The organism is Nonlabens sp. Asnod2-A12 (assembly GCF_045063745.1).
Taxonomy (GTDB): Bacteria; Bacteroidota; Bacteroidia; order Flavobacteriales; family Flavobacteriaceae; genus Nonlabens; species Nonlabens xylanidelens.
This window is the reverse complement of sequence record NZ_JBEFOB010000003.1, coordinates 1,154,271-1,170,883: the sequence shown is the minus strand read 5'-3', so window position 1 is coordinate 1,170,883 and position 16,613 is coordinate 1,154,271. Positions and strand designations below refer to the sequence as shown.

At 32.6% G+C, this 16,613-nt stretch carries 18 protein-coding genes; 13 read left to right on the top strand and 5 right to left on the bottom strand.

Features of this window, described 5'->3' with window-relative positions; genetic code table 11:
- Window positions 1–19: 19 nt before the first annotated feature.
- On the bottom strand, window positions 20–358 hold the full coding sequence (locus ACJJVJ_RS05415; RefSeq protein WP_104515378.1) for a single-stranded DNA-binding protein: 339 nt from the start codon (window positions 356–358) through the stop codon (window positions 20–22).
- 279 nt (window positions 359–637) lie between these two features.
- On the opposite strand from ACJJVJ_RS05415, the gene ACJJVJ_RS05410 reads away from it, so the two are divergent.
- The 12 genes from ACJJVJ_RS05410 (at window position 638) to ACJJVJ_RS05355 (ending at window position 10,638) form a co-directional block, all read left to right on the top strand.
- Window positions 638–1,732: a DUF2971 domain-containing protein gene (locus ACJJVJ_RS05410; protein WP_405369443.1), complete on the top strand. Its 1,095-nt coding sequence runs from the start codon at window positions 638–640 to the stop codon at window positions 1,730–1,732.
- Window positions 1,733–1,929: 197 nt separating this feature from the next.
- Window positions 1,930–3,138, top strand: coding sequence for a WG repeat-containing protein (locus ACJJVJ_RS05405; protein WP_405369442.1), 1,209 nt, complete (start codon window positions 1,930–1,932; stop codon window positions 3,136–3,138).
- 306 nt (window positions 3,139–3,444) lie between these two features.
- On the top strand, window positions 3,445–3,687 hold the full coding sequence (locus ACJJVJ_RS05400; RefSeq protein WP_104515374.1) for a type II toxin-antitoxin system ParD family antitoxin: 243 nt from the start codon (window positions 3,445–3,447) through the stop codon (window positions 3,685–3,687).
- The gene (locus ACJJVJ_RS05395; RefSeq protein WP_104515373.1) at window positions 3,684–3,986 is read left to right on the top strand and encodes a type II toxin-antitoxin system RelE/ParE family toxin; all 303 of its coding nucleotides are present in this window, start codon (window positions 3,684–3,686) and stop codon (window positions 3,984–3,986) included. Before ACJJVJ_RS05400 ends, ACJJVJ_RS05395 begins: the two co-directional genes overlap by 4 nt.
- A gap of 258 nt (window positions 3,987–4,244) precedes the next feature.
- The gene (locus tag ACJJVJ_RS05390) at window positions 4,245–4,802 is read left to right on the top strand and encodes a hypothetical protein (protein ID WP_405369441.1); all 558 of its coding nucleotides are present in this window, start codon (window positions 4,245–4,247) and stop codon (window positions 4,800–4,802) included.
- A 198-nt stretch (window positions 4,803–5,000) separates the two neighbouring features.
- Complete coding sequence (locus tag ACJJVJ_RS05385) at window positions 5,001–5,426, top strand: hypothetical protein (RefSeq protein WP_405369440.1); 426 nt, start codon at window positions 5,001–5,003, stop codon at window positions 5,424–5,426.
- Between the two features lie 341 nt (window positions 5,427–5,767).
- Window positions 5,768–6,556: a hypothetical protein gene (locus tag ACJJVJ_RS05380; RefSeq protein ID WP_405369439.1), complete on the top strand. Its 789-nt coding sequence runs from the start codon at window positions 5,768–5,770 to the stop codon at window positions 6,554–6,556.
- Window positions 6,557–6,774: 218 nt separating this feature from the next.
- Complete coding sequence (locus ACJJVJ_RS05375) at window positions 6,775–7,440, top strand: hypothetical protein (RefSeq protein ID WP_405369438.1); 666 nt, start codon at window positions 6,775–6,777, stop codon at window positions 7,438–7,440.
- Window positions 7,441–7,566: 126 nt separating this feature from the next.
- Entirely contained in the window at window positions 7,567–8,031 is a 465-nt protein-coding gene (locus tag ACJJVJ_RS05370) for a hypothetical protein (protein WP_405369437.1), read from the top strand.
- A gap of 51 nt (window positions 8,032–8,082) precedes the next feature.
- Window positions 8,083–8,577 carry a TlpA family protein disulfide reductase gene (locus ACJJVJ_RS05365; RefSeq protein ID WP_405369436.1) on the top strand — a complete coding sequence of 165 codons (495 nt, stop codon included), beginning with the start codon at window positions 8,083–8,085 and terminating at the stop codon, window positions 8,575–8,577.
- A gap of 167 nt (window positions 8,578–8,744) precedes the next feature.
- Window positions 8,745–9,740 carry a DUF6588 family protein gene (locus ACJJVJ_RS05360; protein WP_405369435.1) on the top strand — a complete coding sequence of 332 codons (996 nt, stop codon included), beginning with the start codon at window positions 8,745–8,747 and terminating at the stop codon, window positions 9,738–9,740.
- A gap of 280 nt (window positions 9,741–10,020) precedes the next feature.
- A complete protein-coding gene (locus tag ACJJVJ_RS05355; RefSeq protein ID WP_104515362.1) occupies window positions 10,021–10,638 on the top strand; it encodes a hypothetical protein in 618 nt (205 codons plus the stop codon).
- A 335-nt stretch (window positions 10,639–10,973) separates the two neighbouring features.
- On the opposite strand, the gene rplT is transcribed toward ACJJVJ_RS05355, so the two are convergent.
- From rplT to thrS, 4 genes are all read right to left on the bottom strand, one after another.
- Complete coding sequence (rplT, locus tag ACJJVJ_RS05350; protein WP_104515361.1) at window positions 10,974–11,318, bottom strand: 50S ribosomal protein L20; 345 nt, start codon at window positions 11,316–11,318, stop codon at window positions 10,974–10,976.
- Window positions 11,319–11,424: 106 nt separating this feature from the next.
- Window positions 11,425–11,622 carry a 50S ribosomal protein L35 gene (rpmI, locus tag ACJJVJ_RS05345; RefSeq protein WP_104515360.1) on the bottom strand — a complete coding sequence of 66 codons (198 nt, stop codon included), beginning with the start codon at window positions 11,620–11,622 and terminating at the stop codon, window positions 11,425–11,427.
- A gap of 477 nt (window positions 11,623–12,099) precedes the next feature.
- Window positions 12,100–12,612 carry a translation initiation factor IF-3 gene (gene infC, locus ACJJVJ_RS05340; protein ID WP_262497515.1) on the bottom strand — a complete coding sequence of 171 codons (513 nt, stop codon included), beginning with the start codon at window positions 12,610–12,612 and terminating at the stop codon, window positions 12,100–12,102.
- Between the two features lie 55 nt (window positions 12,613–12,667).
- On the bottom strand, window positions 12,668–14,614 hold the full coding sequence (gene thrS / locus ACJJVJ_RS05335) for a threonine--tRNA ligase (protein WP_405369434.1): 1,947 nt from the start codon (window positions 14,612–14,614) through the stop codon (window positions 12,668–12,670).
- Window positions 14,615–14,768: 154 nt separating this feature from the next.
- Between thrS and ACJJVJ_RS05330 the strand changes: the two genes are divergently transcribed.
- Window positions 14,769–16,613 carry a hypothetical protein gene (locus ACJJVJ_RS05330; RefSeq protein ID WP_405369433.1) on the top strand — a complete coding sequence of 615 codons (1,845 nt, stop codon included), beginning with the start codon at window positions 14,769–14,771 and terminating at the stop codon, window positions 16,611–16,613.

Sequence of the window (16,613 nt, the reverse complement as noted above, 5' to 3'; positions counted from 1 at the left end):
TTAAATGGAATAAGTAAGATTATGCTTTACCACCTAGCATTAATACCTGGTCGCAAACTACCTCTGTAGTATAGCGTTTTTCTCCAGATTTATCTTCCCACTGTCTAGTGACTAGTTTTCCTTCTACACCTATTTTATTTCCTTTTTTTACGTATTGAGATATAATGTTTGCCGTACCATTAAAGGCTACAATACGGTGCCATTGTGTGTCAGTTACCTGCTCACCTAATTTGTTAGTATAACGGTCTGTAGTAGCAAGAGAAAACTTAACTAGCGTTTTGCCGTCATTAAGATTTACTGTTTCTGGGTCTTGTCCTAGGTTACCGATCAATTGTACTTTGTTGCTTAGATTACTCATAATAAATTTGTTTGTATGGATTATATATTAGTTAACGCCATCGTTTGTAATTGATGACGGTGCAAAGATGTGACGGTATCAAAGTTTCAATTGTATTTTAAACGTTTGTTTACGTTTATTTACGTTTGTAAGTGGTTATATCTTATTAACCGACGGTTATTCTTAAAAAGAATAAGTTTTAAAAATTATGTTAGAGATGGGGTTGATTTATATTTAAATTTATGGATTGAGAGATAGTTCTCATATATACTAGTTCTAAGCAAGCTAAAAAAACCACGATTGGAAGAATATAAATACAACGGATTTAAATACATAAAGGACTATCAAAATACCGAAGTTCCTATAATTATCGAACACGGAAAAAAGAAACCAGAAAATATTTTTAAATTTTATGGTTTATCAAGATTTAGTGTAGATGCTTTAACAAAAGGATACTTTTATACTTCTCATCCAATAGAATTGAATGATATTCTTGATAGCAGTCCATTCTTATTTTACACTTCTAAACCTTTGGATTTTGAATACTATAATAAGTTCTTAGGATTTCTTTACGAAGGCAAAGAGGAAGAACTAATTAAGTACTATGAAGAGGATTCGAGAGAACCTAATCTTTGTAAAGGTTATATATTCCAATTATGGGAAACAATGACCAATATTTTTGGAATAATTTCCACTACTGGAAAAGAAAACAATCCTTTAATGTGGCCTCACTATACGCAAGAAAAAGGCTTTCAAATTAAATTTAAGACAGATGAACTTGAAAAGTCAATTCCAGAAAAACTAACTGCGGATGAAGAATTTTTAGGATTATATCCTGTAAATTATACTTCTACATTACATCCAATAGACATAAATCAATTTGGAGCAATGTTTATTCCATTTTATTATGGTGCGACTGTTAAAATTGACACGTGGGAATATGAAGACGAATGGAGGTTTTTGATTGGCAAACAGCAAATGGGAGTTCCATATAGTAAATCCGGATTCAGCCCGAGAGAAGATTACTTGGTAAAAAAAGAAAACCGATATACATATTATGATAAATCTATTGTAAAGGAAATTACTTTAGGAATGAACTTCTTTAATGGACGAGATTTTGAAATTGACAGAGTTAACGACAAAATTATAAATGTAAAACCTAAAGAAATAGAGTCGAACTGGGAATTTAAAAGTCAGCAAAAACTTCTTGATTATTTATGTACAGATTTGAATGATAAGTTTTACTATTCTGGTGTTAAATATGAATTGGACGAACAGGAAAAACCTTATTTAATTAGAACGAAGGAGAAAATGCTGATTGAAAAATTAGACGGTGGGTTTTATCAATTAACAAGAACTGAGAATATAATCAAGCTGATAGAAAAGCCAGCTTAGAACAATGTATAAAAAACATAGGGCATTTGTACATAACCCAAAGGTCTGTGACTATTTACAAAGTCCTCTAAATATAAAATTTGGCGTTTATAGTAAAAAAGATAAAAGCAAAATATTTATATTTAGCTAAGTAATAAACCGAAACGAAAGTGCTTATCACCTGCCCTACGTTTCTTATACGAGACGTTACCACACATTTGAGAAAAACAATAACAATAATTCTGATTTTAGTTTCGTGCCTTTCGTATGGACAAGGAAATGGACTTTATAAATTTCGTGCTGAAAATGGTATGTACGGATTTATGGACGAAACTGGAGAAATTAAAATAAAAGCAGAATACCTAAACGTAGGTGACTTTAGTGAAGGTCTTTGTTACGTTTCTAAAGAAGTTATAAAAAAAGGTTATAAATGGATTTTTATAGACACTTTAGGAAATAAAGCATTTGATATTATAGACAACTTTCCAGAAACTAAATTTAGCAATGGATTTGCCCGAATCTCAAGCTTTGAAGAACATTGGTTTATAAATAGCAAGGGAATAAATGAATTTGGAAAAACGTGGATTGATGGCCGTGGTGATTTTCAAAATCGCTACGCAGTCGTTAGCGACAAACAGTTTAAGGAATTTTATTTCATTAATGATAAAGGAGAAGCAGTCGAAAATTTTCCAAAAGGAAACATAAGACCCTTTAATGATGGTTTTTCAACATATTATAAAGATGGATTCTTTATTATTGATAGTTTAGGCAGACAAATCGGTGAGAAATTCAATCTTATTGATGGTTACCGTGAAGGTCTTTTTAGAGTTAAAAATGGAGGAAAATGGGGTTTTGTTGATGTGAATGGAAATTTAGTAATTGATTTTATTTACGAAAAGGATAGAAGACGAGAATTCGATGAAATACGTAGATTAAATACAGATTCATTTGACGCTTTACCAAAAGCTCATTTAAGAAATGTATCATTGTTTTATGAAGGTCTTGCAAGTTATCAGGACAATGACTTGTATGGATTTATTAATAAAGAAAATAAAGTTGTAATTAAACCTCAGTTCAAAAAAGTCAACCATTTTTCTGAAGGCTTTGCAGGTGTGTCGATTGATGGAACAAAATGGGGTTTCATAGACCAAACAGGAGTTTTTGTAATTGAGCCTAATTATTTTAAAGTTGACAGCTTTGAAAACGGAGTATGTGGTGTTGTAATTAATGAACAAGAATTTGAATTTGCTAATGATTATTTTATTGATGCCTTAATTGATGTTAAAGGCAAAATATTAATAGAAACAGAAATGCATTGCTTTTTAGGATTTCAAGGAGAATTAATAGAATATTATGGCGCACCTCATTTTGGAGGCGGAATTTATTATCTAAATAAAAATGGAGAAAAAATCACACCAACGGAATAAAAACGTGTGGTAACAAAGAACCGCACTAAAACACAAGCAAATTTCACTTCATTTCTTACAAGTACACTTCTATATCCGTCATCATATATAATACTGATTTACTTTTTTAATGAAGTATTCACCTATTATAACTTGCTCTTTTTGAACACCTTTGAGGCGCATAAATTCTAAATTTGTTTATCTATAATCATAATTAAAAATACTACATAACAATGTAATGCCTCACTCGCATTATACCTTTGGCTATTGTGTGCATTTTGGTTGCGTTACCAATATTTGGTATATTTGAGTAAAATTATATTCGAAATGGGAAAAAACACATCAATATCACTCGGAAATCATTTTGAGGAGTTTATTAGAGAAGAAGTGAATTCTGGAAGATATGGTTCGGTTAGCGAAGTAATTCGTTCTGCTTTACGTTTGTTAGAACGTGATGAAAAAAAAGAAAGAGAATTGATTAAAGCTCTAGAAGTTGGAGAAAATAGTGGATTTGTTGAAGAATTTGACCCAAAACAACACCTGAAAGAATTACATCGTAAACACTTATGAGTAATAACAAATATCGTATAAGTCAACAAGCGATTGAGGATTTAAATAAAATTTGGATTTATACTCTTAACAAATGGTCTAAAGAACAAGCAGACAGATATTACGATTTAATAATTGCAGAAATTGAATTTATTGCGGAAAATTATCTGGCAGGAAAATCTGCAGAACAAACTCGAAAAAATTATAGAGTTTCGAAAGTTAAATCTCATCTATTGTTTTACAGAAAAGTAGATAATGAGATGGTAGAAATCGTTAGAATTTTACATCAGAGAATGGATATTAAAAAACATCTGAAATAAAAAAAAAACGGTGTACAACAAACAACTGTACTAAAAAAACAAGTGAATTTCACTTAATTTCTAACAAGTACACTTTTATTACCGTCATCATATATTAATCCTGATTTTGCTTTTTTAATGAAGTATTCACCTATTATAACTTGCTCTTTTTGAACACCTGTAAGGCTCATGAATTTTAAATTTGTTTTGTACTTTCACATCTACAACTATAGCCATAACATCAGCATACCAATGGAATGCCTCACTCGCATTATACTTTTGGCTATTGACCACAATATGACAAAAACACCGAAACATAATATTTCTCAAGAAAAAGCTACCGCTTTATTAAATAACGGAATAACACTAAAAGATTATTATGTGGAAGGCGAACTGAAAATTGAAACGGTTGACGGTTGGAATAAAGAAATTGTTATTGAAAATTGTATAATCGAATATTTTTCTGGTAGCGTAACCCAATTTGAGAAAGCTGTTAGTATAACTAATAGTCGATTTAAAAAATGTCAATTCGTGTTCACATATTTTTTGGGTGGTTTAGAAATTGACAATTGCATTTTTGATAGCTATTTAGATTTTCAAGCTGGCGGACATAATAAATTTGGAAACTCTGTTTTAATATCAAATAATGAATTTTATGGCTTTGTAAATTTCTTTGATTGTTGGTATGAGAATGAATTCACAGCTAAAAAAAATAATTTTTTAAACGGAACTAATTTATTGGGAAAGCCACATAACATTCCAGTAACTTTTGACATTGAACCGAATATTATAGACAATATTGGACAACTAAATTTTGACCACGAAGGAATTGAATAATATAAATTTGAATATATTTTAGAACACAATCACAGCTTTGAGAAGTCGCCAAATTTTTTAATTGGGCTTATTGAGAAAAAATAATAAGTAAATTTTAAAAATTCGGCTTGTGTTCTACTGAATAGTGACTGTTTATTTTCAGCCCTACTATTCTTATACAAATCCTTTGGCAGTCATTTAAGAAACCGAGAAAACACATTGAAAATTAAAAAATTTATTTCCAGCTTTTTTAAAAGTAACTCAAAGGAGAAACTTGAAACTGATGAAAATCAATGGAGACCTGTTCTTCATCCTTTGTTTATTCAAATGAAAGAAAAAGCGAACATCTATTTGTCCGAAGATGGATATTCGATTTCTAATCAAAAACGTGGAATTGAAACCTTTAAAAATGATTTTGGGATTTATATTTCAATCGTAAATCAAGGTTATGATTTTCCTGAAGTTTATTTCGGAAAAAATACCATTATTGAGGAAATGATTCGTTTTGACTTTATGCTTGAATTATACTTGACTGACAAAACTGAATTAATAAAAAAACATAAATCGCTGAACAATTTCTATGACTTTGAATATGAAAAAGACTTTATAGAAACGCATTATCAATCCATTTCCTCAACAATATAATAAATGGATAAAATCAAACGACAAACTAATAAGAAGTTATACGAACTAAAAAAAACGAACTGCCAACAAAGAACCGTACTAAAAAAACAAGTGAATTTTACTTAAGTTCTAACAAGTACACTTCTATAACCGTCGTCATATATAAATCCTGATTTTGCTTTTTTAATTAAGTATTTTCCTATTTTACCTTGCTCTTTTTGAACACCTGTAAGGCTCATGAGTTCTAAATTTGTTTTGTACTTTCACATCTAGAACCATAATCAAAATAACAGCATACCAATCTAATGCCTCACTCGCAATATTCCTTTGGCTGTTAGGCACAAGTTGAACAAATCAAGAAAATGAAATTTTTAATTTGGATATTTTTACTTTTTACATACATATCGGTTGCGCAATCGGACAAACCATTCGTGTCTGATTTTTTACTTGAAGATGAATTAACATCTGGAAATCTATTGAGTGACTATGAACAGTATGATTTCTCAAATGTTTGGAAAAAAACATCTAACGAAGTCATTTTCGGAATTATTGGCGAAGACCATCAACGTATTAGAATAAAATTACTGTCGATAAATAAGAATCCAGAAAAACCTAATGAATATAACGTTTACGGAAAATCGATGGTTAAAGAGACTGTTTGTGATTTTTTTGGAATAATTACAATCAAGAAAATAAAAGAGGTTAAACGGTTACACTTTGGAGTTGATAATGAATACAAAAACAAAGGAATTAAGAAACAAGGGATTTTGATTGCGGAATATTCGTTTGACGAAAACGCTCAACAAAAGCACAGTGGAGTTTTTAATGGAAATTTGTATTCCAAATGGTATTTGAATAAAAATGACAAAATGGAATATGACGATATTCAATCCATTTCTGATAGTTATACTAATAATGCCTTCATCGGAATTTGGAAAAGCTACTCAACCGACAAAGAAAAAGTTTGCAATTGGGCAGATTGGCGAGTTCCAAATTCTAATCAAGACTTTGATATTGGAGCTGGAGAATTCAACGTTTCAGAAAAATATTGGAAAAAAGGTTGGTTAGATATTGCATTGAAAAACCAAGCGCGAAATGGAGCGATTGTCCGAGAGAAATCGGATAAGAAAATGAAAGAATGGTGGGAATAAAGCCAGTGCATAACAGTGTATAAAAAATAATAGGACAGTTAGTTGCTCAATTCAATGGCTTGAGCATTTTTGCAAAGTCACCAAATATAAAATTTGGCGTTTATAGTAAAAAAAGATAAAAGCAAAATTCTATATTTAGCTAAGTCATAAATCGAAACGATAGTGCTTATTAACTGCCCTACGATTTATTATACTGAACGTTGTAAGCAATTTGAGAAATGAACATACTATCGAACATATTTAAAAAGAAATCTGATAAAGTAACTTTGATTCTTAATCCTAAAGGGAATAATTGTATTGGAGGAAAAGCAAATTCTGAATTTGAGATACCTAAATTAGAAACGAGTGCGATTGTTTATTTTGGATGTATTTCTAAAAAAGAACAACATTTAAAACAAATCGATTTCGATTTGCATTTGATTTGCCCATTTTTTATTGACCTTCGAGAACCTGTGTTTTTTGATTATTCTAATTCAAAAAAGCCTGAATTAATTAGAGAAAATGTACCTACTGACTTTCAGCCATTATATGATGAAATACCTAATACGGCTTATGTAGAGTACAAGAAATTGAATTTTATTTTTGACAATCCATTACCAACTAAAGTCAAAATTGGAGTTCATAATATTGATATGATACCTGGCGAAATTGGTCATTGTGGAAAACCTAATTGGATTCGTGACGAAAACTGGCCTATTTGTCCAATTACAGGAAACAAAATGAAATTTTTATTTCAATTAGCAGAAATTGATGATTGTGAAACATTAGTTGGACAGGAAATTATTGATGAAGATTTTGACCCATATCTGAACTTTTGCCACGGCTATCTTTATATATTTTATGAGCCTGAATCTAAAGTTATTGCCTATTTGAACCAGTATTAAAAACTGCTTAAAACAAAGAACCGTACTAATAAAACCAAGCAAATTCCACTTAAATTTCCTACAAGCACACTGCTATATCCATAATCATACACAAAACCTTTACGGGCTCTTAAAATCTATACAACAATGCATGATTTAGTTTCTATTCTAGTAGATTTTGCTTTGTTGCGCAAAGATTATAAGCATAGAAAAAATATAGAAAAGTTAGAAAAAGAAGATGGAGTTAAACGACCATTTCAAAAATATATGATACAGCCCAGTGTTGTTATATACTCGATCGTTCTATTTCTTGCATTAGTATTAATGATACTTTTTATAACTTATAAAAGAACAATCAGCTATCCTAAAGATACCCAACGAGAAATAACGGTCATAGCAAATAGGGTGGAGAACTGGTACGATATAAATGGTAGATACCCTGTCGATTTAGAAGAGTTGATAGGTAGTAATCCGGTGCGTAAAGAATGGAAAACAGACGCTTGGAGAAGAGAGTGTCAATTTACTTTGTCTGATGATGGGAAAGGTTTCGTTATCTCATCTGCTGGAGCAGATGGTAAACATGGCACTAGTGACGATATAATTTCTGATTAAATGGAAGTTGTATTTTTATAGTAAATTGAACCAATCAAAACCAACCACCACATGAAAAACTTCATTTTTTTAATCATTGCCTTATTCACCATTTCGACCTATGCACAAGAAAAAGAGTTGTGGGCAAAATCCATTCTTAATGAAAAAGCACCTGAACTAGTAGTAGAGAAATGGCTGTCAGATATTCCAGATACCGAAGGGAAATTTGTTCTAATAGACTTTTGGGCTACCTGGTGTGGACCTTGTATTAAAGCAATACCTGAATTGAATTCTTACCAAAAAGAGTTTGAAGATAAACTTGTTGTAATAGGGTTAAGTGATGAGCCAGAAGCAAAGGTTAAAAAGCATAAAAGACCTAAAATAGAATATTACAGTGCCATAGATACTCAAAGTAGATTAAACAATACGCTAGAAGTAAGAGGTATACCTCACTGCATTTTAATAGATCCTGATGGTATCGTTAGGTGGGAAGGCTATCCATTATTAACCGGTTATGAACTCACATCAGATGTGATTGCAAAGGTTATTGAGAACTATGAAAAGTAGTGATTTTAAGTAGAATCAATAGTATATAAAATATTCAACGTGTTAATTACTAATGATTAATCAATGAAAAAATGATTATACAGTGAGACCATATTTGAGAATCAACTAAAAATCTACCTCATGATAATCTCAATTAACATTTGTACATTTGACTCATAAGCCCATCCATGAAAAATTATTACTTCCTTACCGTTTTTTTAATTTCATTAGTTAGTTTCAAGAATAGTACAGCTCAGACAGACGTAGAGAACGTCCTTACAGATATACTTTTTATTCTCGACGGTTATAACGATCCTGCTGCAGAGGCTAGCGTTATGCAAACAGGTGCAGGATGGTTCCATACTGCAAAATCTCTTGATAAATTTAAAATTAACGTCTCTGCTGGTATAAGTGGTCTTCCTTTTCCTTCTAATAAAAAGAGTTTTACAGTACAACAATCTGATTTTATTAATCTAGATATAAGAGAAGCAGACCAGGCATCTATACCTACATCATTAGGTGGACAGAAACGCGTGTTTTTTGATTTTATGATAGAAGGTGAGAGCTATGAATTTCAGGCCTTTTCTGGTTTAAATACCGATTTCTTTGCCTTTCCTTATATACAAGGACAGGTAGGGTTATGGAAAGAGACAGAGGTTACTTTAAGATATGCGCCTCAAATCACTATCGAGCGTTCTAGTTATGCCGTTTATGGAGTAGGCCTTAAACACAATCTATCTCAATACTTTTATAAAGAAAATCGCAGTTTTGATTTGGCTTTTTATACTAACTACAGTCTTACCGATCTTAACCTAGGTTATGATGAGCCACTGGATTTAGAACCACAAGATGGTGGTGCGCCATTAGCAATTATAGATGGATCGCTTATTGATTTTCATTCAATAAACGCAGGTCTTGTAGCTAGTAAAGATGTCAATAAATGGACATTTTCTACAGCAGTTAATTATAATACCAGTTGGGTAGATTACAGTTTAACAGGAGAAGATGGTATATTTTTCAACCTTTTTAATAACGTGCTTACCACTCTTAGCGAGACCAAGCATTCACTTAAGGTAGATGCTGGCGTTGCTTATCAAATCGCCCCTAAATGGAATTTAAATACTCAATTAAGCGTCGGTCAGTTTGCTAACCTTAATATAAGTGGTGTTTATAATATCAATTAATTTATTTTTATAAAGGCTATTTATAATTCCGCTTTCGCGAAAGCGAAACAACCATCTATCTACCCAAATAATTTAAAGATTTATGCTAGTTCATAATTTGAGAAACGCGTCTAATTTGGCATTTTTATAAGTAATTAGATCGTTTTAACTACTATTTTCTTTAATTCTGTTAAAAAACGATGCTTTTTTAGAGAACCATTGTGAATTTCTATGTGGGCCTGACTTCTTATAGCCTGTAACTTTGTACTGTAATAAATAACTAATTTAAAAATACAGACAAATGAAAAAGACAATCATAACAACACTAGCAATCGCAGGATTATTTACTATCTCAAATGTAAATGCACAAGAAACATATCAACCTGCCGAAGGTGTAAACACCGGAGTGACCAAAGATATTAATGGTACTGCCGACGATTTAAAAGACGAAGGAATAGTAGGAGTGAGTGGATGGAGTAGTTTTAATACTTTATCAAATCACGTATATATGCTAGAAGGTAAAGATTTTACCACGACACGAGAGATCATACCATTAATGAGTTCTAATATCATGATGCTAGATGATACGATGCCAGAATGGTTAATGACCGAAGAGATCATGGAAGACGTAATGGATGTGCAAAAAGATTATGTAGAGTTAATGAATGGTACAAAAATGACCAGTCATGAATTTGAAGAAAATCTAGAAGAAGTCATTGAGCAATATGAGGATTTAAGAGAAGAAGTAGGAGAGACTGTACAAGAATATAATAATGTACAAGCAGATGCTATGGAAGAATACATGGAAGAAATCGAGAACGATAGATCGTATCGTAAAAACATGCAAGACGCCTCAGAAGAATATGAAGAAGAGATTAAAGGCTTAAATAAAATTACTGATTTAGAAATGAAGAAGTAGTAATCACCCCATAAGTGATAATTGAAAAGACCGATGTTAAAGCATCGGTTTTTTTATGTCAGAGTTTTTCTGCTTTCATTGAACTAGGTTCTATAAGAGGAATAATTCTTATGGAAGAAGCTCGTTCTTTAGGGTGTACAAATAAAGTGTAGAAAAAGAGTTCTTAAGCGCTGGATTTGTGGTGTCAGTTAACCATTATTAGAATATATGAGAAACTGATAAGACCAGGTGTGAAGGAGTACATCTAGACAACAAAAACAATAAATTAGGGCATAAAAAAATCCCCATCATTGCTGATGAGGATTTTTATTACGAGAGATGGTTGTTAAACCTAATTATTTTACTTTGTTTACTACTGCTTCAAAAGCTTCTGGGTGATTCATAGCAAGGTCTGCAAGAACTTTACGATTTAACTCGATGTTGTTCTTTTTTACAGCTCCCATGAATGCTGAGTAGCTCATTCCGTGCATACGAGCACCAGCGTTGATACGCGTGATCCATAGTCTACGGAAAGTTCTTTTCTTGTTTCTTCTATCGCGGTAAGAATAAGCCATAGCTTTATCTACTGCATTCTTTGCTACTGTCCATACGTTTTTACGACGTCCGAAGTAACCTTTTGCCTGTTTAAGGACTTTTTTTCTACGTGCTCTACGAGCTACTGCATTTACTGATCTTGGCATAATTTAATTTTTTAACAGCAGGCGATCCATTTCTAGATTCTTTTATTGTGCGCTACTATTGGGTTATTGTGTGAATTAATAAACCATCAAGGTTTACAAAAATGTCTTACTTAAGACGTAACTGTAACTTGATATTTGGTTCGTCTGCTTTGTGCACAAGTGTAGAGTGCGTTAAAGCTAACTTACGTTTCTTACTCTTTTTAGTCAGGATGTGACTTTTAAAAGCGTGTTTTCTTTTAATTTTTCCAGAACCAGTAAGCTTAAAACGCTTCTTAGTACTAGATTTTGTTTTCATCTTAGGCATAATTTCCTTTTTTAAATTCTCGTATTCCTTTCTCTTAAACTGCTTTTTGTTTCTTAAAACCTATTAAATCAATGAGTTATTAGGGATAATTAAGACACAAATACACGGTCCTCAATTAAGGATTGCAAAAATAGGTTTTTATTTAGAAATGGCATTATAAAACATCAATTTATTCCTACTCATTCATTGAAATTTATCTTCTATTTTTCTTGTGCGGTACCTAGTCGTTAACTGTTTAAATAAGATAGCAGGCTTTGATGGAGCACTAGTGGTTTAACCAGTTCTAGATGTTGCTGTTTATTTAAGTAGCTGTTGTACCGTATTTGAATGTATTGTTATTCTATGAAATATGATAAAAACTAACTCTTAAAATCTCAATTATTGAAACAAGAAAAGACTGTCTCGTTTTTAGAGACAGTCTTTTAAATATATACTTTCTACGTTGCTACTACCTTTTAATAACAGTAACGAGTAAGATTATTTTTTCTTAGGTGCGATAAACATATTCATACGTTTACCTTCCATTTTAGGCATTTGTTCTACTTTACCTAGTTCTTCAAGATCTTGAGCAAGTCTTAGAAGTAAGATTTCTCCTTGATCTTTATAGATAATAGAACGACCTTTAAAGAATACATAAGCTTTTAATTTAGCACCTTCTTTAAGGAACTTCTCACCATGTTTTCTTTTAAACTCGTAATCATGATCATCAGTGTTAGGTCCAAAACGGATCTCTTTAATAACCACTTTACTAGCGTTTTGCTTTATTACTTTCTCACGCTTTTTTTGTTCATAGACAAATTTCTTGTAGTCCATGATCTTTGCAACTGGTGGGTCAGCATTAGGAGAGATCTCAACTAGGTCAAGTTCTTTTTCCTGTGCTTCCTTAAGTGCGTCACGTGTGTCCATAACACGAGGTTCTCCATCGCCTACTAGGCGTACTTTTCTCGCACGTATCTTTTCATTGATTGCGTGCTTGTCTTCTTTGATAATTCGAGCCGGACCACGGCTTCTGCGTCTACGTATTGCTATGACTATATAATTTTAATTAAACTTCAAATGTTTTTATCGTTTCAGAGATTTCCTTTTGAACTAGTGTTGTAAAATCTGCAACACTCATCGTTCCTAAGTCGTCTCCACCATGTTTTCTTACAGAAACTGTACCATCTTTTTCTTCCTGCTCACCTACGATAAGCATATATGGTAATTTATTCATTTCTGCCTCACGGATTTTTTTACCCATGGTTTCTGCACGGTTATCAACTGCTGTGCGAATTTCGTTAATTTCTAGGGAATTTGCCACTTGTTTAGCATAATTTTCATATTTCTCACTGAGTGACAGAATAGTACACTGCTCTGGCATCAGCCATAGTGGGAAATTACCGCCAGTATGCTCTAATAAAATAGCTATAAAGCGCTCCATACTACCAAAAGGTGCTCTGTGTATCATAACTGGTCTATGTGATTCGTTATCAGCCCCTTTGTATGATAGATCAAAGCGTTCTGGTAAATTGTAATCTACTTGTATAGTACCTAATTGCCAGCTTCTGCCTAGTGCATCCTTCACCATAAAGTCTAATTTAGGACCATAAAAGGCAGCTTCACCTTCTTCTATCACATAATCAAGACCTTTATCTTTTGCAGCACTGATAATTGCATTTTCTGCAATTTCCCAGTTTTTAGTATCACCTATATATTTTTCTGGCTTCTTAGGATCGCGTATACTTACCTGTGCCGTAAAGTTTTCAAATCCTAAAGAACCGAATACATAAAGAACTAAGTCTATTACTGCTTTAAATTCTTTGTCCAATTGCTCTGGCATACAGAATATGTGTGCATCATCTTGAGTAAAACCACGTACACGAGTTAAACCATGTAATTCACCACTTTGCTCATATCTATATACCGTACCGAATTCTGCAAAACGTTTAGGTAAATCTCTATAAGACCATTGTGCACTTTTATAGATCTCACAGTGGTGAGGGCAGTTCATTGGTTTTAATAAAAACTCTTCACCTTCATTAGGTGTTGTAATAGGTTGGAAAGAATCTGCGCCATACTTTTCATAATGACCAGATGTTTCATAAAGCTCTTTGGCACCTATGTGAGGTGTTACCACCATCTCATAACCTGCTTTTTTCTGTGCTTTTTTCAAGAAGTCTTCCAGTCTCTCACGTAGTGCAGCACCTTTAGGTAACCATAATGGTAACCCTTGACCTACACGCTGGGAAAAAGTAAATAATTGTAATTCTTTACCTAGTTTTCTATGGTCGCGTTTTTTAGCTTCTTCTAGAAGTGCTAGATATTCTTTTAAGTCTTTTTGTTTAGGAAAAGAAGTTCCGTATAAACGTGTCAGTTGCTGGTTGTTCTCATCACCACGCCAGTATGCACCAGCTATACTCATTATTTTTACCGCTTTGATTATTCCTGTGTTAGGAACATGTCCACCGCGACATAAATCTGTAAAAGTATCGTGATCACAAAAAGTAATATCTCCATCAGTAAGGTTTTCAATTAACTCTACTTTAAAAGCATTGTCTTGATCCTTATAGAATTGAATAGCATCTGCTTTAGAAACACTACGCATAGTAAACTCATGTTTACCGCGAGCTATTTCTAGCATGCGAGCTTCTATTTTAGGTATGTCAGATTCTGAGATCGAGTGTTCTTTAAAATCGATATCATAATAAAAACCGTTATCTATCGCAGGTCCTATTGTTAGACTTACTCCAGGGAATAATTCTTCAACAGCTTGTGCCATAATGTGAGAAGTAGAGTGCCAGAAAGCCTCTTTTCCTTCAGGATTACTAAAAGTAAATAAAACCAAGCTACCATCTTCTGTAAGAGGTGTTTTAGTCTCTACCTTAGTACCATTAAAGCTTGCGCTTATTACGTTACGAGCAAGTCCTTGTGATATACTCATTGCGACGTCCATAGGAGTGGAGCCGCTTTCCATTTCTTTAATACTGCCGTCTGGCAATGTAATGTTAATCATAACTACAAAATATGTGCTGTAAAGGTAAACTCTTTGGAGAAATTTGCAATTATTTAATTCAACAGTTTTTTAAGTTCTTTAATCGTTTTTAGTGCCTATGGAATAGGCTGTTATAAAGATATTTATGTATTTTTAATCTTCAATTCTATATTACATGACTTCATTATTAGGGAAATGGAAGTTGTGCTTATTGCTATTTGTATTGGGTAGTTCCGCTTTCGCGAAAGCAGAAACGTATCTAGCAACCATGCTATGCAACAACTTTTCTATCACAAACACACAAACGTATACGCTAGATCTAACGGTAGATCGCGACCAAATATTCTCATTATTTAAAGATCTAAAAGCGCACTATGGAATTTCTTGTTCTATAAACGCTTATAGACGTAAATCTGGAGTTACTAGTAAATTAGGTATAGAATTAGTAAGCAGTACTGGCGTGGTTTATCACGTCTTTGAAGAGGATCATAAAGGTATAAAAGACATTTGCCTAGAAATAGATAAGGTAACTAAAGAAGTTATCTATTTTGACCACTGTGATGTAGAAAAGGATTCTAGCATAGCCACACATACTACCGTTATCAACCGACAGCAAATAGGTGATGAAAAATTTAAAAATACCAATGCAAATTTAAAGTCAGCACAAGAAAATCCAACAGAAATAAATGGGCGAGAATCAGTGCTTTTAAAGGATCAAATAAATAAAGCAAAAAAAGAAAAACAAGCTCTAAAATCTCAAATAACCAAAGCTAGAGCTGAAAAATTAAAAGAAGAAAAACGACTCGCACTTTTACAACAAAAAGAACGCCTCGCCGCTACAGTGATTAAAGTAAGGGAACGCAAGGCCCAGGCTGCCGCAGCGGCACTAGAATTGCGTAAAAGAAAACAAGAAGAGTTGCAAGCGCAACAAATGCAACAAAAACGCGAGAAAGAGGCTGCTAGAATAGTTAAATTAGAAGAAGAACGCTTGCGTATAATTAAGGAAACAGAAGCATTAAGGCGTACAAACTTAATAGAGCAAGAACGACTTTTAAAAATAAAAGAAGATAGAGAGGCGGCACAACGACTGTCAGATCTTAAGAATGAAAATTTAAAAGAATCTAAAGAGAGTCTTGCTCAAATGAAACAAGCTAGAAAATTAGATTATCGAGAAGAACGAGCGACATCTAAGGCTCTTGAAAAACAACGCCTCACTGCCGAAGAGCTCAAAAAGCAAGAGATAAAATTAGCAAATGAAGAGCTAGACGCAGTAAGAAGAAACCAGGAAGAAGAGTTAGAGAAGTTAGAATATGAAAAAACTAAGGCTTTAGAAATCTCTAAAAAACTCAAAGAACAAGAAATGGTAAAAGAATTAGATCGCATACAGAGAGAACGAGATCTAGCAGAAAAGACGCTTAATGTGATCAACGAGAATTATAAAGATCGTCTTGCAGGTCTCCAGAATTTAGAGACTCTCATGAAAGAAAATACAGAACTTATCATAGAAGAAGATAGCACAGAAAAACCAATAGCCGAAGGAACTCTTATTTTTAAAGCAGAGCAATGTTTCTATACCGTATACAGCGATAGAACCGTAATTTATAACACCATGGGTAGAGAGCTCTTAACACTAGACTTACCTTATGAAGAAGAATTGATAATGGGTAAGGTTTTTTATAAAAAGAAAAGTCGCAATTATAAATTTAATGGTAATGTGTTAATTATAGAAAATATAGAAGGTGCTGCAAAGCAACTATCTTTTAGAACTAATAAAACTTATATTATTACATCTCAATATACGGCACAACAATTTGAGAATTTAGTGAAAAACCTTGTAGAATCTGGACATGATTTTTCTAATTTAGAATACAAAACTCTAGTAGGTAATAACAGTATTTACAAACTGTCTTTTAAGATTGATGATCAAAATTATTCTTTTGAAGAATCGCAAGGTATAACAGATATTGAGCTTATTGATAATGTGAAAGAAGGAAAGGTTTTTATAAGAAAAGCCTCTTAA

What these genes read in the sequence shown, in the direction of transcription:
- ACJJVJ_RS05415 (WP_104515378.1), bottom strand. Translation starts at nt 358, where the DNA reads ATGAGTAATCTAAGCAACAAAGTACAATTGATCGGTAACCTAGGACAA.
- ACJJVJ_RS05400 (WP_104515374.1), top strand. Translation starts at nt 3,445, where the DNA reads ATGGGAAAAAACACATCAATATCACTCGGAAATCATTTTGAGGAGTTT.
- ACJJVJ_RS05395 (WP_104515373.1), top strand. Translation starts at nt 3,684, where the DNA reads ATGAGTAATAACAAATATCGTATAAGTCAACAAGCGATTGAGGATTTA.
- ACJJVJ_RS05380 (WP_405369439.1), top strand. Translation starts at nt 5,768, where the DNA reads ATGAAATTTTTAATTTGGATATTTTTACTTTTTACATACATATCGGTT.
- ACJJVJ_RS05375 (WP_405369438.1), top strand. Translation starts at nt 6,775, where the DNA reads ATGAACATACTATCGAACATATTTAAAAAGAAATCTGATAAAGTAACT.
- ACJJVJ_RS05370 (WP_405369437.1), top strand. Translation starts at nt 7,567, where the DNA reads ATGCATGATTTAGTTTCTATTCTAGTAGATTTTGCTTTGTTGCGCAAA.
- ACJJVJ_RS05365 (WP_405369436.1), top strand. Translation starts at nt 8,083, where the DNA reads ATGAAAAACTTCATTTTTTTAATCATTGCCTTATTCACCATTTCGACC.
- ACJJVJ_RS05360 (WP_405369435.1), top strand. Translation starts at nt 8,745, where the DNA reads ATGAAAAATTATTACTTCCTTACCGTTTTTTTAATTTCATTAGTTAGT.
- ACJJVJ_RS05355 (WP_104515362.1), top strand. Translation starts at nt 10,021, where the DNA reads ATGAAAAAGACAATCATAACAACACTAGCAATCGCAGGATTATTTACT.
- rplT (WP_104515361.1), bottom strand. Translation starts at nt 11,318, where the DNA reads ATGCCAAGATCAGTAAATGCAGTAGCTCGTAGAGCACGTAGAAAAAAA.
- rpmI (WP_104515360.1), bottom strand. Translation starts at nt 11,622, where the DNA reads ATGCCTAAGATGAAAACAAAATCTAGTACTAAGAAGCGTTTTAAGCTT.
- thrS (WP_405369434.1), bottom strand. Translation starts at nt 14,614, where the DNA reads ATGATTAACATTACATTGCCAGACGGCAGTATTAAAGAAATGGAAAGC.
- ACJJVJ_RS05330 (WP_405369433.1), top strand. Translation starts at nt 14,769, where the DNA reads ATGACTTCATTATTAGGGAAATGGAAGTTGTGCTTATTGCTATTTGTA.